Source organism: Candidatus Pantoea persica (genome assembly GCF_013753875.1).
Taxonomy (GTDB): domain Bacteria; phylum Pseudomonadota; class Gammaproteobacteria; order Enterobacterales; family Enterobacteriaceae; genus Pantoea; species Pantoea persica.
Genome location: NZ_SMDS01000017.1, coordinates 164,136 through 185,378 on the forward strand (window position 1 = coordinate 164,136; position 21,243 = coordinate 185,378).

Genomic DNA, 21,243 nt, shown 5'->3' on the forward strand with positions numbered 1-21,243 from the left:
ATCGCTTTGTAAAAAAGGACCGGCGCTTAGCCGGTTCTTTGTTTATCACGCCGCGCGCCGCGCCAAGCAACGTCCCAGGATCAGATAGCCCGCGACGGCCGAGAGAATCGAGCCCAGCAGAATGCCTAGCTTCGCCAGTGTAATCAGCTGCGGATTGGCGTCGCCGTAGGCGAGCGATGTGATAAAGATCGACATGGTAAAGCCGATGCCGCAAAGCACGCCCACCGCGGCAATATCCGCGAGCGTGGTGTTTTGTGGCAGCGTGGCGATGCGACACTTCACCGCCAGCCAGCAGAACAGCGTAATGCCAAGCGGTTTGCCGAGCAGCGCCCCGCCGCGATTCCCATGGGCAGCAGCGAAAAGATATCGCTAGCCTGCACACCCGCCAGCGTCGCGCACGCCTGACTTCAGCACGGCGGTCCACAGCACCATGCCCACCAGCAGATAGAGCCCGGCATTGCGCACCGGCAACGCCCAGCGGCGTCAGCGACAGCTCGCTGGTGTGGAACAGCGCGATAATCACAATGGCACCGAGATCGTCGATGATCGCAAGCGCCATCAGAAAGATCTTCAGCGCAGGCGGCTGCCGAGCGCGAAGGCGATATCGGGGGCGGTGGGAATCGCCCAGCTGCTGCGCATGGCGGCGTTCGCACGGTTAAACACAAGGAACAGCAGGCCAGGCATCAGCATGCCACCCAGCGCGGCGATCAGCGGGAATACGGCCTGTTCGCGCTTCGCCAGCGCGCCCATCACCATTTCGCGCTTTACCTCGAGGCCGACCATCAGGAAGAAGAGTGCCATCAGCGCGTCGTTAATCCACAGCAGCAGGTTTTTGCTGATGTCGAGGGAGCCGAAGCGGAATTCGACCGGCACCGCCAGCAGCACCTGATAATCCTGCTGCGTGCTGGCGTGATTCGCCAGAAACATGGCCAGCGCGGCCGCAAGAATAAGTACGACGCCGCTGGTGGCGTCATTTTGGAGTAATTTTTTTAGCCCGATATTCACGAGTTATCCTTGCCAGAAATGAAACGCAAACCAGACGTAATGATAACATTTTGTAAACGCAGTTGATTTAGCCGCGGCACCGAATCGCTCCCATGGGCAAAAAAAAGCCAGCGACAGTGCGCTGGCCTGGTGTTCAGTGATGCCCGTTAGCGGGTCAGGTCGTCAAAAAACTTCTTCACGCCGTCGAAAAAGCTTTTGGAGCGCGGGCTGTTGTTTTCCCCCGTCGGACCGCCGAAGCTCTCCTCCAGGTCGCGCAGCAGTTTTTTCTGCTTCTCGTTGAGGTTGACCGGCGTTTCCACCACCACACGGCACAGCAGATCGCCGACCGCGCCGCCGCGCACCGATTTCACTCCTTTGCCGCGCATGCGGAACAGCTTACCGGTCTGGGTTTCAGACGGCACTTTCAGCTTCACACGGCCATCCAGCGTCGGCACTTCAATCTCGCCGCCCAGCGCCGCCATAGCAAAGTTGATCGGCACTTCGCAGTAGAGGTTGTTCTCTTCGCGCTCAAAGATCGGGTGTTTCTTCACCGATACCTGGACGTAGAGGTCGCCCACTGGCGCGCCCTGCTCGCCCGCTTCACCTTCGCCGCTAAGACGGATACGGTCGCCGGTATCCACGCCTGCGGGAATTTTCACCGACAGGGTTTTCGACTTCTCGACGCGGCCGTGGCCGTGACAGGCGTTGCACGGATCTTTAATCACCGAGCCGCGGCCGTGACAGGTCGGACAGGCCTGCTGCACGGTAAAGAAGCCCTGCCGCATCTGCACCTGGCCCGCGCCGTGACAGGTCGGACAGGTCTGCGGCTGGGTGCCCGCTTTCGCGCCGCTACCGTGGCAGACGTCGCACTCCTGCAGTGTCAGGATGCGGATCTCTTTGGTCACGCCGCGCACCGCTTCTTCCAGCGTCAGCTCCATGTTGTAGCGTAAATCGGCGCCGCGCGCTGCGCGCTGACGACGACCGCCGCCAAAGATATCGCCGAAGACGTCGCCAAAGATATCGCTGAAGTCTGCGCCGCCGCCAAAGCCGCCGCCGCCGAATCCACCGCCGCCCATTCCGCCCTGTTCAAACGCCGCATGGCCGTACTGATCGTACGCCGCGCGCTTCTGCGCGTCGGTCAGGATTTCGTAGGCTTCCTTGACCTCTTTGAACTTGGCTTCCGCCTCTTTGTCACCCGGATTGCGATCGGGGTGATATTTCATCGCCAGGCGTTTGTACGCCTTTTTAATTTCGCGCTCGTCCGCGGATTTGGAGACGCCTAAAATCTCGTAATAGTCGCTCTTTTCCATTTTTAGCCCTTAACATACTCGCACGGGCGTGGAGAGATCTCCTACGCCCGTGCTGGTTTCAACGGCTGTCAGGCCAACCGTCGCGCCCGGTCAGGGGCAATTATTTTTTGTTGTCTTTCACTTCTTCGAATTCAGCGTCGACCACGTTGTCATCTCTCTTCGCCGAAGAGTCGGCTGCATTCGCGCCGCCCGCCTGTGCCTGCTGCTGCTGCTGCTGCGCCGCTTCCATCAGCTTGCTGGAAACCTGCATCAGCGCCTGCATTTTCGCGTCGATCGCCTCTTTGTCTTCGCCTTTCAGCGCGCTTTCCAGCTCGCTCAGTGCGGACTCGATCGGCGCCTTATCATCGGCGGAGAGCTTGTCGCCCGCTTCATCCAGCTGCTTACGGGTGCTGTGCGCAATCTGGTCGCCCTGGTTGCGTGTCTGCACCAGCTCTTCGAACTTACGATCCGATTCAGCATTCGCTTCTGCGTCGCGAACCATTTTTTCGATTTCGTCTTCGTTCAGGCCGGAAGAAGCTTTGATGGTGATCTTCTGCTCTTTACCGCTGTTTTTGTCTTTCGCCGAGACGTGCAGGATGCCGTCCGCATCGATATCGAAGGTCACTTCGATCTGCGGCATGCCACGCGGCGCCGGCTGGATACCGTCCAGGTTGAACTGGCCGAGGGATTTGTTATCGCTGGAACGCTTACGCTCGCCTTGCAGCACGTGAATGGTTACGGCAGACTGGTTATCTTCAGCGGTCGAGAACACTTGGGTGTGCTTGGTCGGAATGGTTGTGTTCTTGCTGATCAGCGAAGTCATCACGCCGCCCATGGTTTCGATACCCAGCGACAGCGGGGTAACGTCCAGCAGCAGCACGTCTTTCACGTCACCCGCCAGCACGCCGCCCTGCACTGCTGCGCCCACGGCAACCGCTTCGTCCGGGTTAACGTCCTTACGCGGCTCTTTGCCGAAGAACTCCGCCACTTTCGCCTGTACCATCGGCATACGCGTCTGGCCACCAACCAGGATGACGTCGTTGATGTCGGACACAGAGAGGCCCGCATCCTGCAGCGCGACTTTCAGCGGCTCGATTGAGCGGCTGACCAGATCTTCTACCAGCGACTCGAGCTTCGCGCGGGTCACTTTGATGTTCAGGTGTTTTGGACCGGTCGCGTCCGCCGTGATGTACGGCAGGTTAACGTCGGTCTGCTGCGCAGAAGAGAGTTCGATTTTCGCTTTCTCTGCCGCTTCTTTCAGACGCTGCATCGCCAGCGGATCGTTGTGCAGATCGATGCCCTGATCTTTCTTGAACTCTGCAACCAGGTAGTTGATCAGACGGCTGTCGAAGTCTTCGCCGCCCAAGTGGGTATCACCGCTGGTGGCCAGCACTTCAAAGGTTTTTTCGCCGTCGACTTCGTCGATTTCGATAATTGAGATATCGAAGGTACCGCCGCCCAGGTCGTATACCGCGATGGTGCGGTTGCCCTGGCCTTTGTCCAGACCGTAAGCCAGCGCGGCTGCGGTCGGTTCGTTAATGATACGTTTCACTTCCAGACCAGCGATACGGCCGGCGTCTTTGGTCGCCTGACGCTGCGCATCGTTGAAGTAGGCCGGCACGGTGATAACGGCTTCGGTCACCGGCTCGCCGAGATAGTCTTCAACGGTCTTTTTCATTTTCTTCAGCACTTCCGCAGAGATCTGCGGCGGCGCCATTTTCTGACCTTTTACTTCCAGCCAGGCATCGCCGTTGTCGGAAGAGGTAATTTTGTACGGCATGATTTTGATATCACGCTGTACTTCTTCATCCTGGAAACGACGGCCGATCAGACGCTTGATAGCGAACAGCGTATTCTGCGGGTTGGTCACCGCCTGACGTTTAGCCGGTTGACCGACCAGAGTTTCACCATCCTGCGTATACGCAATAATTGAAGGCGTGGTGCGATCGCCCTCGGCATTCTCGAGCACGCGCGCTTTAGTGCCGTCCATGATCGCAACACAAGAGTTGGTTGTACCCAGGTCAATACCAATAATCTTACCCATCTAAACGTCTCCCACTTAAATTCTTTTTCAATTTGGCTTGTGAACCCTTAATGCGGGCGCTTTGTTGGCTTTCAACCGCAATTACTCGCTTTTTTTCCCGGGCTCACAACGCTCGATGACAACTAAATGGGGCCGCTTCAAAGCGCATCAAGGGTTAAAAAGAAATTTTTTTTCAACACCAGCGATTTTTTTCGGGTCGGGCGGGCGCAAGCCTGACGGACACGGTAGTAAAAAGGCCGCCCTGGGCGCCTTGAAAAGCAGAGAGGCGAACAGGATGGCGAGCGGGTGCTGCCAGCGCGTCATCCCATGCCGGCTACAGGCGAGTGCCTGCCAGCACGCGCTGCCGCCCACTGTAGTGCAGCCAAAGCCCAACCACCAGCCCGAGCGCCGCCAGCGTCAGCACGTGCCAGGCGGGCGCCAGCGGCGTCAGGCACATGATTAGCGTGACGAAAACGGGCGTCAGGCCGCCAAAGATGACGTAGGCGACGTTGTAGGAAAAGGAGATGATGGATGCAGGTAAAGCACACCGCCGCAGGAAAAGCGCGCACCATCAGAAAAGGCACCACGCCGACAACGCCGACGCTGAGGCCCGCCAGCCCGTAGTTAACGAACAGGCTGTCGGCGTCAGGCTGGAGAAAAAGTGCCAGCAGCAGTGAACTGCCCATCAGCGTTTTCGCCGCGCCCATCCAGTCCACCAGCCAGCCGGTGATGACGCAGCCCGCCAGCAGCATCACCGTCGCCAGGCAGTTGGCCTGCAGGCTCAGCGCGGCGCTGATACCGTGCTGTTTCTGCATCAGCGCCGGTGCCATCAGGATCACTACCACAATGCAGGCGGAGAGCAGCCAGGTGAGCAGCATCGAGAGCTCGACGCCGCCTTTTTGTTGCGTCAGCACGGTTTTCAGCGGCAGCGTCTTGCGCTGCTGCATTTCCTGAAACACCGGCGTTTCGTGCAGCCAGCGGCGCAGATACATCGCCAGCAGGCCGAACAGGCTGCCGACGAAGAAGGGAATGCGCTAGCCGATGCTGGCCACGGTCTGCGGCGTCATGCTGCTGGTGATGGCGGTCGCCACCAGCGATCCGAGCAGAATGCCGGCCGTCAGCCCGGCGGTCAGGGTGCCGCAGGCGAAGCCGACGCGCCCTTCCGGCACGTGCTCCGCCACAAAGACCCACACGCCCGGCACTTAGCCGCCGATGGCCGCGCCCTGCAACAGGCGCAGCAGCAGCATCAGCAGCGGCGCCGCGATGCCGGCCACGTCATACAGCGTCGGCAGCGCCATCAGCAGAATGCTGAGGCTGAACATCGTCTTGCGCCCTACCTTGTCGCCGAAGTGCGCCATCACCAGCCTGCCCAGCGGCCGCGCCAGGTAACCGGCGGCGAAAATGGCGAAGGTCTTCAACTGGCGCAGCCAGTCCGTAATATCGGGCAGGAAGAAGAGTTCGCCGATTACGGCGGCGAAGAAGACGAAAATAATAAAGTCGTAGAACTCCAGCGCGCCGCCGAGCGCGGCCAGCGACAGCATTTCATAGTCCTGACCCGTCAGGCGGTGAGAAACAGGCGAATCCATACAGACAGCTCTTTCCGAAGCAAAAGTAGAGGTTGTAAACAGAGGATTACTATACCGTCAATCTTTCACCACACCAGCGCTACCAGAGGCTATGCCTGAAATGCGCTGTTTTCAGTTATTTATCTCTTTTAATGGCGCTTTTGGGGCGAAAAGCTGCTATCACCTGCGGATGGGTTTCCACATACGATCCTTCCAGCAGCTGTAAACAATAAGGTACGGCGGCAAAAATGCCTGGCACGCTGACCTTGCCATCGGCATCCTTCAGCCCTTCCAGCGTCTCTTTAATCGATTTCGGCTGCCCTGGCAGATTAAGCACCAGCGACTGCTTGCGGATGACGCCAACCTGGCGCGACAGAATGGCGGTCGGCACGAACTTCAGGCTGATCTGCTGGCATCTGCTCGCCGAAGCCCGGCATTTCGCGGTCGGCAACCGCCAGCGTAGCGTCAGGCGTCGCGCCGGGCCGGGCCGGTGCCGCCGGTGGTCAGCACCAGATGGCAGAAGCGCTCATCCACCAGCTTGCAAATTGCCTGTTCGATTTGCGGCTGCTCGTCCGGCACCAGCCGGGTTTCCGTGATAAAGGGCGTAGCCAGCGCGCTGTTGAGCCCAGGCCTCCAGCGCAGGAATACCCTGATCCTGATAAATGCCGTTGGCGGCGCGATCGGAAACGGAGATCAGGCCAATGCGTAAAGTATCCATGCGATTTCTACCCGGGTTAACCGCTGAGCGGCGAGACATGAAAGAGACAGAGAGAAGGATAATAGAAGTGAGGCCAGGAGAAAACCGTGGCGGACGGGCTGCCACGGTCGCAGATTACAGCAGGTCGGCGATTATCTTCTCGAGTTTGCCCTGATCGACGGCGAAGTCTCGGCGGCCTGTTAATGACTATTTTTCCCGCAGAAACAAGGGACAACCGAGGAAGCAATGATGTTAATGGTGATATCACCCGCCAAAACGCTAGATTACAGCAGCCCGCTGGCGACCCAGCGTTTTACCCAGCCTGCGCTGTCCGATAAATCGCAACAGCTGATCGAGGTGGCGCGCGATCTCTCACCGGCGCAAATTGCCTCGCTGATGCACATCAGCGACAAGCTGGCGCATCTCAATGCCGAACGCTTTAACAGCTGGTAGCCCGCTTTCACGCCGGAAAACGCCCGTCAGGCGATCCTCGCGTTTAAAGGCGACGTCTATACCGGCCTGCAGGCGGAAAGCTTTAGCGAGGCGGATTTCGACTTTGCGCAGCAAGCATCTTCGCATTCTCTCCGGCCTTTACGGCGTGCTGCGCCCGCTCGACCTGATGCAGCCCTACCGCCTGGAGATGGGCACAAAGCTGGCCAACCCGGCAGGCAACGATCTCTACAGCTTCTGGGGCGACCTGTTGACGGCGCATCTGAACGCCGCGCTGCAGGCGCAGGGCGACGACGTGCTGATTAACCTGGCGTCGGAAGAATATTTCCGCGCGGTGAAGCCGAAGCAGCTGAAAGGACGGCTGGTGAGGCCGGTGTTTCTCGACGAGAAAAACGGCAGCTTCAAGGTGATCAGCTTCTATGCGAAAAAGGCGCGCGGGCTGATGAGCCGCTATATCATTCAGCAGCGTCTGACCGATCCCGAGGCGCTGAAAGGGTTCGACACAGACGGCTATTTCTTTGACGAAGCGGCGAGCCGCGAGAACGAGCAGGTATTTACGCGCGACGAGCAGAAATAAAAAAAGGGCGGCCAACCAACGGGCCGCTCTGTTTAAAGTCGCCAGTCAGGCCTTAATTAAAAAGGCGCGCAGCGCGGCGAAATCAGCCGGCATATCGTGCGACAGCAGCGGCAGGCCGGCGCGGTCCGCCAGCTCCTGTGGCAACGGCAGCGCCTGGCCGAGAATCACCTCAACGCTCTCTTTGAACTTCGCCGGATGCGCCGTGCCGAGGAACAGGCCAAACTCCCCGTCCTGCAGCTGATCGCGCAGCAGACGGTAGGCGATGGCCGCGTGCGGCTCGGAGATATAGCCGATCTCCGCCAGCTCGCGTATCGTCGCCTCGGTCGTTTCATCGCTCACCGCGCCGTAGGCGAGATCGGTCAGGCGCCAGGTTTTTCGGCGGAACAACTCTTCCACGCGCGGCCAGTTGTTCGGCTGGCTGACGTCCATGGCGTTGGAGAGCGTGGCCACCGCGGCGTTCGGCGTCCAGCTGCCGCCCTGCAGAAAGCGCGGCACGGTGTCGTTGGCGTTGGTGGCGGCGATAAAGCGCTTGATCGGCAGCCCCAGCGACTTCGCCAGCAGGCCGGCGGTGAGATCGCCGAAGTTGCCGCTCGGCACCGACACCACCAGCTGATTGCGCTGCTCCTGCGGCAGCTGCGCCACCGCTTCGAAGTAGTAGCAGATCTGCGCCAGCAGGCGGCTGATGTTAATAGAGTTTGCGGAGTTGAGGCCAATCGCCTTTTTCAGCTCCTCGTCGTCGAACGCCTGCTTCACCAGCGCCTGACAGGCGTCGAAGTCGCCGTCGATGGCGATGGTTTCAATATTGCCGCCCAGCGTGCAGAACAGCTTCTCCTGCAGCGGGCTGATTTTGCCCTGCGGATAGAGGATCACTACGCGCACGTTTTCCATGCCGTAGAAGGCGTGGGCCACCGCCGCGCCGGTGTCGCCGGAGGTCGCGGTCAGAATGGTGATCTGCTCGTCCGCGCTAGATACGTACGACAGCATCTGCGCCATAAAGCGGCCGCCGAAATCTTTAAACGCCAGCGTCGGGCCGTGGAACAGCTCTAGACAGGCGATATCCTCACTGACTTTCGCTACCGGTGCCGGAAAGGCGAAGGCGGCTTTCACACGCTCGGCCAGCTGGTGCGGCGCGATCTCATCGCCGATATAGGCAGAGAGAATTTTGCTGCTGCGGCTGACGAAGTCCATCTCCAGCATCGCGTCGATATCGGTCAGCTCGAATTCCGGCAGTTCCAGCGGGAAGAACAGCCCCTGCTGCGAGCCTAGGCCCTGTTTCACCGCCTGCGAAAAGCTCACCTGCTCGTTATGATCCTTAAGGTTGTAGAGTTTCATGCGTTATCCCAGTTTACGTGCGCCAGCCATATCAATACGGCAAATATGGACGAAGCCTTCATCATTCTGCAGATAGTGCTGGCGCAGCCAGTCCGCCATCCGCTGTACCGTTTCCATCTGGTTGCAAACGGCGAAAAACGTGGGGCCGGAGCCGGAGATGCCGTAGGCCAGCACGCCGATATCGGCGGCGGCGCGGCGCGCCTCAGCGAAGCCCGGCAGCAGTTTGGTGCGGTACGGCTCGGCAATCACATCCTGCATCAGTTTAGCGGCCAGCTGCGGCTGGCGGGTGTGGCAGGCGTGAATAAAGCCCGCTAGCAGACGGCCATGCTTGATGGCGTCCTCTTTGCGGTACTGCGCCGGCAGGATGGCGCGCGCTTCGGCGGTGGAGACCTTGATGCCCGGATAGGCCATCACCCACAGCCAGTCGTCAAAGCCCGGCACCGCCTGGCTGATGATGCCATTCTCCTCCAGCATCAGCTGGATGCCGCCAAGGAAGCACGGCGCGACGTTGTCATAATGCACACTGCCGGAGATGCGTCCTTCCAGTTCGCCCATCAGCGCCAGCAGCTGGGTATCACTGAGCAGCTTGCCGCAAAACTCGTTCATCGCCATCAGGCCAGCCACCACCGAGCAGGCGCTGGAGCCGAGGCCTGAACCGATCGGCATGTTTTTCTCCAGCGTCATCGCTACCGGCACCGTTTCGCCAATCGCTTCGCAAAAGCGCTGCCAGCACTGATAGACGATATTCTCCTGCGGATCGGCCGGCAGCTTGCTGACGAAGCGCCCGCTGTTGTGCAGCGAAAAGCGCGGCGCCGCCTCTACCGTGACGCAGTCGCCCAGCAGCGTGCCGTCCACCGGCGACACCGCCGCGCCCAGCACATCAAAGCCGACGCTAACGTTGCCAATCGAGGCCGGCGCGTAAATTTTTACCATCATCAAACCCCCAACTTCCACGACAGGGTGCGCAGTAGATCGGCGAAAACGCCCGCTGCCGTCACATCATTTCCCGCGCCGTATCCGCGCAGCACCAGCGGAATCGGCTGATAATAGCGGCTGCAGAACGCCAGGGCATTCTCGCCGTTTTTCACTTTATAGAGCGGATCGTTGCCGTCGACCGCGTCGATCTTCACCTTGCAGACGCCGCCCGCTTCGATGGCGCCGACGAAGCGTAATACTTTACCCTCATCGTGCGCTTTGGCAACGCGCGCGGCGAAGGCATTGTCCAGCTCCGACAGGCGCTGCATAAAAAGCTCGACGTCGGCGATGTCGGTCAGGCTGGCGGGCAGCAGCGGCTCAATGGCGATATCGCTCAGCTCCAGCTGATAGCCCGCCTCGCGCGCCAGGATCAGCAGCTTGCGCGCCACGTCCATGCCGGAAAGATCGTCGCGCGGATCCGGCTCGGTAAAGCCCATCTCGCGCGCCATCTTCGTCGCCTCGGAAAGGGAGACGCCCTCGTCCAGCTTGCCGAAGATAAAGGAGAGCGAGCCGGAGAGAATGCCGGAGAAGGTGATCAGCTCGTCGCCCGCGTTCAGCAGGTTCTGCAGGTTTTCAATCACCGGCAGGCCTGCGCCAACGTTGGTGTCGTAGAGGAATTTGCGGCGCGATTTGGCGGCGGCGGCGCGCATCTGCTGGTAGTAGTTCCATGACGAAGTGTTGGCCTTTTTATTGGGCGTCACCACGTGGAAGCCGTCGGCGAGGAAATCGGCGTACTGATCGGCCACCGCCTGGCTGGAGGTGCAGTCGACGATCACCGGGTTGAGCAGATGATACTCTTTGACCAGCCGGTTCAGGCGCTGGAAATTGAACGGCTCTTTGGCCTCGCCCAGCGCCGTTTTCCAGCTGCTCAGGTCGATGCCGTGCACGTTGGTCAGCAGCGCACGCGAGTTGGCGATGCCGCAAACGCGCAGATCGATATGCTTCTGTTTCAGCCATGCCTGCTGGCGATGCAGCTGATCCAGCAGCGCGCCGCCAACCCCGCCGACGCCTACCACAAAGACCTCGATCACTTGATCGGTGGCGAACAGCATCTGATGCACCACGCGCACGCCGGTCGTAGCGTCATCGTTGCTGACCACCACCGAAATTGAGCGCTCCGACGAGCCCTGAGCGATGGCGACGATATTGATGTTGGCGCGCGCCAGCGCAGAGAAGAATTTCGCGGAGATGCCGCGCAGGGTGCGCATGCCGTCGCCGACCACGGAGATCACTGCCAGCTGCTCCATCACCTCCAGCGGATCGAGCAGGCCGTTTTTCAGCTCCAGATAGAACTCCTCCTCCAGCACGCGGCGCGCCCGCGCCTGCTCGTTCTGCGGCACGCAGAAGCTGATGCTGTATTCCGAAGAGGACTGGGTGATCAGCACCACCGAAATGCCGGTGCGCGACATGGCGGCGAAGACGCGTGCCGCCATCCCCACCATCCCCTTCATGCCCGGGCCGGAGACGTTGAACATCGCCATATTATTGAGGTTGGTGATGCCCTTCACCGGGTTCTCGTCCTGCTCGCCCTCGCCGCCAATCAGCGTGCCGGGCGCCTGCGGGTTGGCAGTGTTTTTAATCAGGCAGGGAATCTGGAACTGGGCGATAGGCGCGATGGTACGCGGGTGCAGCACTTTGGCGCCGAAATAGGAGAGCTCCATCGCCTCCTGGTAGGACATCGACTTCAGAAGGCGCGCGTCGGGCACCTGGCGCGGATCGCAGGTATAGACGCCGTCGACATCGGTCCAGATTTCACAGCAGTCGGCGCGCAGGCAGGCGGCCAGCACGGCGGCGGAGTAGTCGGAGCCGTTGCGGCCTAGCACCACCAGCTCGCCCTTTTCATTGCCGGCGGTAAAGCCCGCCATCAGGATCATGTTTCGCGGCGGGATCGGACTGGCGGCGATGCGGCGCGTCGATTCGGCGATATCGACGGTGGACTCGAGATAGTGGCCGACGGCCAGCAGCTTCTCCACCGGATCGATCACCGTGACGCTGTGGCCGCGCACCAGCAGCAGCGCTTCCATAATGGCGACGGAGAGCTTTTCGCCGCGGCAGATAATGGCGGCGTTGACGCTGTCCGGGCACTGTCCCAGCAGGCTGATGCCGTGCAGCACCTGCTTCAGCTGGGCGAACTCGATATCGACGCGGGTTTTCAGCCCTTCGTAGTCGAAACCCGGCTGCGCCGCGGCCAGCCCCTGTAGCAGTTCATCGAAGATGCGCTCGGCGTCGCTGATATTCGGCAGGACGTCCTGGCCGCTAATGGTTTTCTCAACCATCGCCACCAGATGGTTGGTAATTTTCGCGGGTGCAGAGAGTACGGTGACAACCTGTCCCTGCTGCGCATTGCTTTCCAGAATGTCAGCGACGCGGAGAAACCGTTCCGCATTCGCTACCGAGGTCCCGCCGAATTTCAGCACTCGCATGTTAAAGCTCTCCTGAATTTTTGCTGAAAAAAAAAGCCCGCACTGTTTAGATGCGGGCTTTTTTTATTTTTCCTCTATGCGTCAGCCCGGACCCTTACCTGTGGTAATGGTGGTGGTAATAATGATGGTGTTCAGGCTGGTTGAGTTACGCATCGTGATTTTTTCTGTCTGTCTTTTTGAGTCTGTCTGCCTTCCAGAAGTAAAGCAAAGCGCCGGTTAAGTCAACGAATTTGTCCGGCGCTGAATTTATCGCCGCTGCGCACTGCTGCGTGCTGACTACGCGATTTCTTACAGGATCGTTTGCTCACTGCAGGCTTTGTACGATCAGCCGCTGCGAAAACCGCTTTTTCAAGAAGATTTATCTATAAGTTTTTTTCTGTGTCGTGCAGCAGGCTTTCGCAGCGCGCGTGCAGCGCCTCCAGCTGCTGGCCGTCCGTCGGCGCGACGCGGTTCAGCGCGGCGAGCTGGTAGCAGTACACCATGACTGCCTGGCCGAGGTTGAGCGACGGATAACCCTGCGCCATAGGGATGCCGGTAGCAGATCGACCTAGTCCAGCTCCTCATTCGTGAGCCTGCTGTCTTTGAGTCCGAACACCAGCGCCATGCTGCTGACCCACTGACGCTTCTCCAGCAGCTGCGCTTCAACCTGCTGCGGCGTCGCGTAGTAGCGGAATTTTGCGCGCCGGGCGGGCGGGCGAAACAAGAATGAGGGGGAAGCGCATGATTATTTCATCTGTGTTTAGAAATCGCGCCTTAGTAGCATGTGCTGCCGTTAAAGCCGGAATGCCCGCGGATCGGAAAATAAGTTGTTAAGGTTGTTAAATTTTAATAACTGTCCCGATCGCTAAAAAATCCGTCGAATCTCCCGTTAATTGAAATTACACGCATAAAAGCGTGGTTAATCAGCTTAATACCACATTTCTATTTGCGCATACATAATGTAAAAATGTAGCTAAATTGATATTTTTTGTGAGCTAAGCTAGCATCACAAGAGAATTTTTCCACACAAGTGTTAACGTGCTACAATATCCATTTGATATAAGTCAACGAAGCGTTGTTTTTATGCTTATCGGTTATTGTTGGTGCTGTTAGGTTGCTGTTAATGCAGTCAGGATATGCGCCAAATCATTTTCCCCTGGGGCATGCAATACTCATCCTGACTGGCTGAGCTGACACTGTTGTTGACGATAGATGCTTTATCAAGAACATAATTTCGTACAACGGTTAAGCGCCACGTAGGGGCGCTTTTTAGCGAGCCTGAATACCCGCGTACGCCCTGTTTTCGATTTGTTGGCAAATTTTTAGGTAGCGAAACATGCAGACCCCACACATTCTTATCGTTGAAGACGAACTGGTCACGCGTAACACCCTCAAAAGTATTTTTGAGGCGGAAGGTTACGTTGTGTATGAGGCAACCGACGGTACTGAAATGCATCAGGTACTCACCGACAATGACGTCAATCTGGTGATCATGGATATCAATCTGCCAGGCAAAAACGGCCTGCTGCTGGCGCGCGAGCTGCGCGAGCAAGCGAACGTGGCACTGATGTTCCTCACCGGTCTTGATAATGAAGTGGACAAAATCCTTGGTCTGGAAATTGGCGCGGATGACTACATCACCAAGCCGTTCAACCCGCGCGAACTGACCATCCGTGCGCGCAATCTGCTGTCGCGCACCATGAATCTGGCTATGCCGAACGAAGAGCGCCGTCAGGTTGAGAGCTACAAGTTCAACGGCTGGGAGCTGGATATCAACAGCCGCTCGCTGATCAGCCCTAACGGCGAGCAGTACAAGCTGCCGCGCAGCGAGTTCCGCGCCATGCTGCACTTCTGCGAGAATCCGGGCAAAATTCAGACCCGCGCCGATCTGCTGAAGAAGATGACCGGTCGCGAGCTGAAGCCGCACGATCGCACCGTCGACGTCACTATTCGCCGCATCCGCAAGCATTTTGAATCCACGCCGGGCACCCCAGAGATCATCGCCACCATTCACGGCGAAGGCTACCGCTTCTGCGGCGACCTGCAGGAATAATTAACCCCGCCCTATTTGCCGTGACAGACGGCTGAGGGGGCTGGCAAGCGGATGAGTCGGATCGAAGAGCAAAGCGTCCCGCCCCAAGAACAACAACGCCGGACACAGTTTTGCACAACGCAGCGCGTTGGACCGGTAAGGGCACATCAGGGATGAAGTAATCATGGCGCAGAACAAGCCGGCCGAGATGCAGCTTGTTGCCTCTTGGCGATTGGGACGTCTCATCCGCTGTCACGGTAATAAACGCCCCTGAGGGCGTTTTTTTATTCCCGCCACGGCATAATCGGCACCGCGCTCAGGGCGTTCTTCGGCGACCCTTCCACCACCCGGTCGGAGTAGCTCAGGTAGATCAGCGCATGACGCTTCTGATCGAAAAAGCGCACCACCTGAAGCTTTTTGAACACCAGCGAGGTGCGCTTCTTGAACACCACCTCGCCCTGCGCTTTTCCGCTGGCGTCGCTGAGCGTCACTGGCCCCACCTGCTGACAGGAGATCGCCGCATCGGCGGTATCCTCCGCCAGGCCCAGGCCACCTTTAATGCCGCCGGTTTTAGCCCGGCTGATATAACAGGTTACATTTTTTACGTCCGGGTCATCGAACGCCTCTACCACAATCTTGTGGTCAGGCCCAAACATCTTGAAGACCGTATCGACCGAGCCGATCTCTTCGGTCATCGCCGGCGAGGCCAGCAGTAGCGTGGCGAGTGAAGCGGCGAGAAAACGAGATATTGTCATAGCATTACCATTGCAAACCTAATAGACGAGCATGTAATGTACTGGCAATTGTCCGCGTTGACCAAACCAGAACCGGTTTTACCCCACATTGACATGGCACAATCTCCCAACAGAACGGCCCACGCCTGATGTGCAATTAGTGCTATTATTCGGCGACTGCATTAGTCGCACCCAGAGAGTATGAGGATGTTTTATGGACCAAGCCGGTATCATTCGAGATTTGCTTGTCTGGCTGGAGAGCCATCTGGATCAACCCCTTTCACTGGACAACGTTGCCCTGAAAGCGGGTTATTCTAAATGGCATTTACAGAGGATGTTCAAGGACGTAACGGGCCATGCCATCGGCGCCTATATCCGCGCTCGCCGCCTGTCGAAAGCGGCCGTCGCGCTGCGTCTGACCAGCCGTCCCATACTGGACATCGCCCTGCAATATCGCTTTGATTCACAGCAGACGTTCACGCGCGCGTTTAAAAAGCAGTTCAACCAGACGCCCGCCTGGTACCGTCGCTCATCCGAGTGGAACTCTTACGGCATCCGACCGCCGATCCGCCTCGACGATAACAGCATGCCGGCCTCGTCGTTCGTCATGCTGCCGGAAACGGTGCTGGTGGGACAAACACAGACCTATAGCTGCACACTGGAGCAGATCTCCAGCTACCGCGACGAGATGCGCATTCACTTCTGGAAGCAGTTTCTGCTAGAAACCGACACCGTGCCGCCAGTGCTCTACGGCCTGCACCAGGTGCGCGCCAGCCAGGAGAAGGATGACGAGCAGGAGATCCTCTATACCACCGCCGTGCCGTCCGATCAGGCGGTCAACCTGCACTCCGGCCAGAGCGTGATCCTGGAGGCAGGCGACTACGTGCAGTTCACCTACAGCGGACCGCGCAATGAGCTGCAGGAATTTATTCTGCTGCTCTACGGCACCTGCATGCCGACGCTCGGCCTGACGCGCCGTCAGGGTCAAGATATCGAGCGTTTCTACACGCACGGCGGCAAAAAGCGCCCCGAGCCGCCGAAAGAGATCCGCTGCGAGTACTTAATCCCGATTCGCCGCCAGCAGGCAGCATAACGACAGGGCTATCAGCGCGACGGCCCTTTTTGTTAGCGCTGCAGCTCGTCCAGCGCGGGCGCGTCCAGATGCGACACATCTCCCGCCGTTTCCACGATCCAGCCTTCCGCCAGCCAGGCACTGTGCTGGTGATCGACGCGCGAAATCGAGCAGTTGCGCAGGCGCAGACGGCGCTCCGCATGGGCAGGCAGGCCGAGAATGGTGCTGATCAGCACGCCGAGCGCCATACCGTGACTCACCAGCAGCGGGCGGCTGCCGGCGGGCAGCGACAAACAGGCGTTCAGCGCCTCGTGCATGCGCGCCGCCATCTCCGTCATCGACTCGCCCTGCGGAATACGACCGTTCTCCGTGCCGTCTACCAGCGTGCTGCGCCAGCGCTCCTCTTCCTCGCTTAACCCGTCCAGCGGCCGCTTTTCCAGCACGCCCATATTCAGCTCGCGCAGGCGCGGCTCAAGGGTCACCGCGCAGCCGCAGGCGTCGGCGATAATCTCTGCGGTGCGCCGCGTGCGGCCCAGATCGCTGGCGATAACATGGGTGATGCCAAGCTGTTTCACCCGCTCGCCCACCTGATGGGCCTGCTGCTCTCCTTTCTCCGTCAGCGGACTGTCGGATTGTCCCTGAATGCGGCGCTCCGCATTCCATACCGTTTCACTGTGACGAACAAGATAGACCTGTAACATGCTGAGTTTCCGTTATACTGCGACAAATTTGCCTAAAGGGTTCAATAAATTATGAACCAGGTTGTCGCAGCCACCATCAATCCGGCAAAAATTCGCGCAATTTCTCAGGCGTTCAACGACGTTTTCGGCGAAGGATCCAGCCGTATTCGCGGGGTAGAGGTTGATAGCGGCGTGGCCGCGCAGCCGCTGAGTGACGCAGAAACGCGAACCGGCGCACGCCAGCGCGTGGTCAACGCGCGTCAGGCCGCGCCCGACGCCGACTTCTAGGTGGCGATCGAGGAGGAGGATTGCGCCTTCGCATGGATAGTGGTGGAGAATACGGAACGGCGAGTCGCGCTCGGCGAGCTTTACGCTGCCGCCGGTGGTGCTGGAAGGCTTACGCGCCGGGTGCGAGCTGGGCGATGAGATGGCGCGGCTCACCGGTGTGGAGAATATCAAACATAAAGGCGGCGCCATCGGCGCCTTTACCCAGGGACTGCTGACGCGTTCCAGCGTCCATCAGGCGCTGATCCTCGCGCTCTGCCCCTTTACTCATCCGCTTTATCAGCGTTGATGTCGGCGCGTCCCAGACGCGCCTCCAGCCAGCGGCGCAGCTCGGGCGGCGCCTCTTTCAGACTGTTGGAGCCGCGCGTAATGGTGGCGATGCCTACGCCCAGCTCGTTTTTCAACTCGCGCTGGCTCATCACGCCATTAATTAACTCTTCGACGATGCGCAGCCGCGTGCCAAGCGCCTCGCGCTCATCCGGCGTCAGCATCAACTGCAGCAGCGGCAGCGCCACGCCGTCGGCGTAAGCCTGCTCCATCAGCGCGCTAAAGCGTCGCCAGTTATCTTCAGAAAGGGGATGTTGCGCCGATCGGGCGGAGGATTGCGTCATTGACAGGCTTCCGTACTCATTAACGAGTACGGAAGCATAGCACAGTTAATAACGGCGATTCCACTCGCTGTCCGATAGCACCTTGTCCGGCTCGCTCATAAAGTGGCGGTAGTAGGCGTCATAGGCCAGCACGTTCTTCACGTAGCCGCGCGTCTCGGAAAAGGGAATGGTTTCGATAAAGGCCACCGCGTCGAGATTGCCCGCGCTGACGTTCTGCCAACTGCGTACGCGTCCCGGCCCGGCGTTATAGGCCGCCGAGGCGAAGATGCGGTTCTGCCCGAACTGCTGATAAACATACTCCAGATACTGGGTGCCGATCTGGATATTGGTCTCCGGATCCAGCAGCTGCGCGCTGTTGCTGTAGCCCGGAATGTTATACATCTTTACGGTATGCGCGGCGGTCACGGGCATCACCTGCATCAGGCCTCTGGCGCCGACCGGCGAGCGCGCTTTCGGATTCCAGGCGCTCTCCTGGCGCGAGATCGCCATGGCGTAGCTCGGCGAAATGCCTTTGTCGCGGGTATTACTCTGGTAGAAGCTCTCCCACGCCAGCGGGAAGCGCTCTTTCAGGCTGTCCCACATCTTCGCAGTAATGGTCGCCTGCACGTTGAGATCCCACCAGTTCTGCTCGTTGGCGTAGCGCGCCAGCATCTGCTGCTGCGTATGGTTTTTGCTGGCGATCAGGTTGGCCCACTCGCTGCACGCCAGGTTATCCTGCCCCCAGAACATCAGCTCGCGCACCCGCGCCAGCTCCGGCCCCTGCACCGTCGCGCTGTCCGGCTGCGGCGCCTCGTCGATCTGCAGCGGATATTTCACGCCCAGCCGCTGCGCCGCCACCATCGGGTAGAAGCCGCGCGCCTGCATCAGCTTATGCAGGATCTCATCAGCCTCCTCTTTGCGCCCCTGTGAATAGAGCAGATCGGCCTGCCAGTACTGCCACTCATCCTTCTCTTTCGCCTCGACCGGCAGACGCGCGATCCAGGTATTCAGGCCGCGGCGGTCGTGCTGCGACAGTGCAAGGCGCACGCGGCGCTCGATCAGCGCCGTCGACTCGCTGTTCATCACCACGGCGTCGCGCCAGCGCGCCTGCTCCGAGGTGAGATCGCTGCCCATCATACGCCAGACCACTATCTCCTTCAGCGCCTGCTCATCTTCCTCCTCCATCTTCTGCGCCTGCACCAGCAGCGGGATCATGCTGCGCGCGTTCTCCATATCGGCGCGCGCCACGCGGGTAAAGGCGTAGATCGTCGCCTGGCGGGTAAAATTGGTCGGCCCCACGGACGGAGCGAAGCTCACCACCGTCTGCGGATCGTTTTGCAGCATCTGCACGCCGTTGGCGATAGTCTGGTAATCCTTCGGCAGGGTTTTCGCTAGGAAGCTGACCAGGCTGTCGTTGCCCGCCTTCATCGCCAGGCGAATGCGCTCCAGCACGGTGATGGGCGACATCTGCCCGGAGGCCTGCCAGACGGAGAAGAGCCGGTCGCAGTCGTTGGGCAGCGAGGTGCCGCGCAGCCAAATCTCTTTCGCGCCGGCAAACGCCTGCTGCTGTGCGCCGGTCGCCCATTTGGCGTAGAGCCAGTTACAGCGCGCCTGCACCGGCCCCGGCTCATCCGGGCTAAAGCTCAGAATCCCCTGCCAGTCCTGTCGGTGCGCCAGCATGTTAACGAAGCGGGTTTTCAGCGAGCGCGCCGGCGGCAGCGTTGGGTATTCTTGAATAAAGTTTTTAACCGCGAGCGGGGTTTCCTGATCGAGATCCTGCGCCAGCAGGCGATACTGCAAATAGGGGTAGAGCGGATAATCCTGCAGCGTCGGCAGCAGCTGCTCGACCGTCGCCATCTGATTGCTGTCCCAGGCCCGTTTAATCTGTTGGTACCGCTGCCGCTGATCGTCCAGCGAGTCTGCCCACGCGCTGCCGGCCGCTGCGGCCAAGCAGATCCCTGCTATCCAGTTACGCCACTTCTCCACGAAAATCTCCTCTGTTGTTGCTCTCCGGCTGCGCGCCAGGCACTCTTCATGCTAACCAAGGGAACCGGCTCTTGCCACGTTCTTCACAAAATTTACGCAGCGCAACGCGCTGCGCACTGAAAACGGCCACGGCTGCGCCTTTGCTGTGCATCCCGCACGGGCAAACCCCGACCTTTCGCCTTTAAATACTTCATTTTCAGCTATTTATCTGGCACAGGCTTTGCTGAACAGAAACGGTTTTGTATACAACAGACGCCGTTAACGGCGACAACAGCCTGCTTTACGCTGATCTACCAATGATGCATTCAGGGGTTATGAGAATGAAAAAACGTTTGTTGCTTAAAGCTTTCGCACTTTCCGCCAGCGTAGTAGCCGCTCTAGGATTCACCTGGGCGGCGCACGCCGCCGATACCATAAAAGTCGGCATGATACACTCGCTCTCCGGCACTATGGCTATTTCCGAAACGCCACTGAAGGATGTGGCGCTGATGACCATCGATGAGATCAACGCCAAAGGCGGCGTACTGGGCAAAAAGCTGGAGCCGGTGGTGTTCGGCTGCTGGACCTCGGTATCGCGCAAGTCGGTGCTGCCGGTTTTCGAGGAGCTGAACGGCCTGCTCTTCTACCCGGTGTAGTATGAGGGCGAAGAGATGTCGCCCAACGTGTTTTACACCGGCGCCGCGCCGAACCAGCAGGCAATTCCGGCGGTAGAGTATCTGATGAGCGAAGATGGCGGCAGCGCGAGGCGCTTCTTCCTGCTCGGCACCGACTATGCCTATCCACGCACCACCAACAAGATTCTGCGCGCCTTCCTGCACAGCAAAGGGGTACAGGACAAGGATATCGAAGAGGTTTATACGCCGTTTGGCTACAGCGACTACCAGACCATCGTCGCCAACATCAAGAAGTTCGCCGCCGGCGGCAAAACCGCGTTGGTGTACACCATCAACGGCGACTCCAATTTTCCCTTCTATAAAGAGCTGGCCAACCAGGGCATCAAGGCCACCGATATTCCGGTAGTCGCCTTCTCGATCGGCGAAGAGGAGCTGCGCGGCATCGACACCAAACCGCTGGTCAGCCAGCTCGCCGCCTGGAACTATTTCGAGTTCGTGGATAACGCGGAAAACAAACAGTTCGTCGCAGACTATCGTGCCTGCGCCAAAGCGCACAATCTGCCGAACGCCGCCACAGTGGTCATCAACGATCCAATGGAGGCGACCTGGGTGGGCATCCATATGTAGGCGCAGGCGGTGGAAAAAGCGGGCACGACCGATGTTAATAAGGTGCGCGCTGCCATGGCCGGACAAACCGTCAAGGCGCCGGACGGCTTTACCCTGAAGATGGATCAGACCAACCACCATCTGCACAAGCCGGTGATGATCGGCGAGGTAGAAGAGAACGGTCAGTTTAACATGGTGTGGCAGACCGATGGGCCGGTACGCGCCCAGCCGTGGAGCCCCTATATCGCCGGCAACGATAAAAAGCCGGATCATCCGGTGAAATCAACGCAGTAAGGAACGCGCGCCTGTCCCAGCCGGAACTGGGACGGGCGTCCCCTCAACAAGAAGAT

11 protein-coding genes, 7 pseudogenes and 1 other annotated feature are annotated in these 21,243 nt (G+C 59.2%); of the genes and pseudogenes, 5 read left to right on the forward strand and 13 right to left on the reverse strand.

What is annotated here, in order from left to right:
• Window positions 1-45: 45 nt before the first annotated feature.
• From EIO60_RS07710 to mog, 5 genes and pseudogenes are all read right to left on the reverse strand, one after another.
• Window positions 46-1,005 (reverse strand): annotated as a pseudogene (locus EIO60_RS07710) (Na+/H+ antiporter NhaA).
• Window positions 1,006-1,151: 146 nt separating this feature from the next.
• Window positions 1,152-2,294, reverse strand: a complete 1,143-nt coding sequence (dnaJ, locus tag EIO60_RS07715) for a molecular chaperone DnaJ (protein ID WP_258576416.1) — start codon at window positions 2,292-2,294, stop codon at window positions 1,152-1,154.
• Between the two features lie 100 nt (window positions 2,295-2,394).
• Entirely contained in the window at window positions 2,395-4,317 is a 1,923-nt protein-coding gene (gene dnaK / locus EIO60_RS07720; RefSeq protein ID WP_258576417.1) for a molecular chaperone DnaK, read from the reverse strand.
• 313 nt (window positions 4,318-4,630) lie between these two features.
• Window positions 4,631-5,882 (reverse strand): annotated as a pseudogene (locus tag EIO60_RS07725) (MFS transporter).
• 115 nt (window positions 5,883-5,997) lie between these two features.
• Window positions 5,998-6,579: pseudogene (gene mog / locus EIO60_RS07730) on the reverse strand (molybdopterin adenylyltransferase).
• 228 nt (window positions 6,580-6,807) lie between these two features.
• On the opposite strand from mog, the pseudogene yaaA reads away from it, so the two are divergent.
• Window positions 6,808-7,585: pseudogene (gene yaaA, locus EIO60_RS07735) on the forward strand (peroxide stress protein YaaA).
• A 45-nt stretch (window positions 7,586-7,630) separates the two neighbouring features.
• Here the strand turns inward: yaaA and thrC are convergent.
• From thrC to EIO60_RS07755, 4 genes and pseudogenes are all read right to left on the reverse strand, one after another.
• Complete coding sequence (gene thrC / locus EIO60_RS07740) at window positions 7,631-8,917, reverse strand: threonine synthase (RefSeq protein ID WP_258576418.1); 1,287 nt, start codon at window positions 8,915-8,917, stop codon at window positions 7,631-7,633.
• A 3-nt stretch (window positions 8,918-8,920) separates the two neighbouring features.
• The gene (thrB, locus tag EIO60_RS07745) at window positions 8,921-9,850 is read right to left on the reverse strand and encodes a homoserine kinase (protein ID WP_258576542.1); all 930 of its coding nucleotides are present in this window, start codon (window positions 9,848-9,850) and stop codon (window positions 8,921-8,923) included.
• A 2-nt stretch (window positions 9,851-9,852) separates the two neighbouring features.
• A complete protein-coding gene (gene thrA, locus EIO60_RS07750) occupies window positions 9,853-12,315 on the reverse strand; it encodes a bifunctional aspartate kinase/homoserine dehydrogenase I (protein ID WP_258576419.1) in 2,463 nt (820 codons plus the stop codon).
• A 26-nt stretch (window positions 12,316-12,341) separates the two neighbouring features.
• Window positions 12,342-12,458, reverse strand: a sequence feature (Thr leader region).
• Between the two features lie 231 nt (window positions 12,459-12,689).
• Window positions 12,690-12,997, reverse strand: a pseudogene (locus EIO60_RS07755) (TrmH family RNA methyltransferase); the annotation flags it as partial.
• Between the two features lie 633 nt (window positions 12,998-13,630).
• On the opposite strand from EIO60_RS07755, the gene arcA reads away from it, so the two are divergent.
• Window positions 13,631-14,347: a two-component system response regulator ArcA gene (gene arcA / locus EIO60_RS07760; protein ID WP_258576420.1), complete on the forward strand. Its 717-nt coding sequence runs from the start codon at window positions 13,631-13,633 to the stop codon at window positions 14,345-14,347.
• A 263-nt stretch (window positions 14,348-14,610) separates the two neighbouring features.
• On the opposite strand, the gene creA is transcribed toward arcA, so the two are convergent.
• Complete coding sequence (gene creA / locus EIO60_RS07765) at window positions 14,611-15,081, reverse strand: protein CreA (RefSeq protein WP_258576421.1); 471 nt, start codon at window positions 15,079-15,081, stop codon at window positions 14,611-14,613.
• Between the two features lie 193 nt (window positions 15,082-15,274).
• Here creA and robA point away from each other — a divergent pair, with 193 nt between their 5' ends.
• Complete coding sequence (gene robA, locus EIO60_RS07770; protein ID WP_258576422.1) at window positions 15,275-16,153, forward strand: MDR efflux pump AcrAB transcriptional activator RobA; 879 nt, start codon at window positions 15,275-15,277, stop codon at window positions 16,151-16,153.
• Window positions 16,154-16,185: 32 nt separating this feature from the next.
• On the opposite strand, the gene gpmB is transcribed toward robA, so the two are convergent.
• A complete protein-coding gene (gene gpmB, locus EIO60_RS07775; RefSeq protein ID WP_258576423.1) occupies window positions 16,186-16,833 on the reverse strand; it encodes a 2,3-diphosphoglycerate-dependent phosphoglycerate mutase GpmB in 648 nt (215 codons plus the stop codon).
• A gap of 51 nt (window positions 16,834-16,884) precedes the next feature.
• Here gpmB and yjjX point away from each other — a divergent pair.
• A pseudogene (gene yjjX, locus EIO60_RS07780) lies at window positions 16,885-17,386 on the forward strand (inosine/xanthosine triphosphatase).
• Here yjjX and trpR read toward each other — a convergent pair.
• Both trpR and sltY read right to left on the reverse strand, forming a co-directional pair.
• Entirely contained in the window at window positions 17,361-17,708 is a 348-nt protein-coding gene (gene trpR / locus EIO60_RS07785; protein ID WP_258576424.1) for a trp operon repressor, read from the reverse strand. The pseudogene yjjX and the gene trpR sit on opposite strands and share 26 nt — an antisense overlap.
• A gap of 45 nt (window positions 17,709-17,753) precedes the next feature.
• Entirely contained in the window at window positions 17,754-19,673 is a 1,920-nt protein-coding gene (gene sltY / locus EIO60_RS07790; RefSeq protein ID WP_258576425.1) for a murein transglycosylase, read from the reverse strand.
• A gap of 320 nt (window positions 19,674-19,993) precedes the next feature.
• Here sltY and EIO60_RS07795 point away from each other — a divergent pair.
• Window positions 19,994-21,187, forward strand: a pseudogene (locus EIO60_RS07795) (transporter substrate-binding protein).
• The last annotated feature ends 56 nt before the right edge of the window (window positions 21,188-21,243 follow it).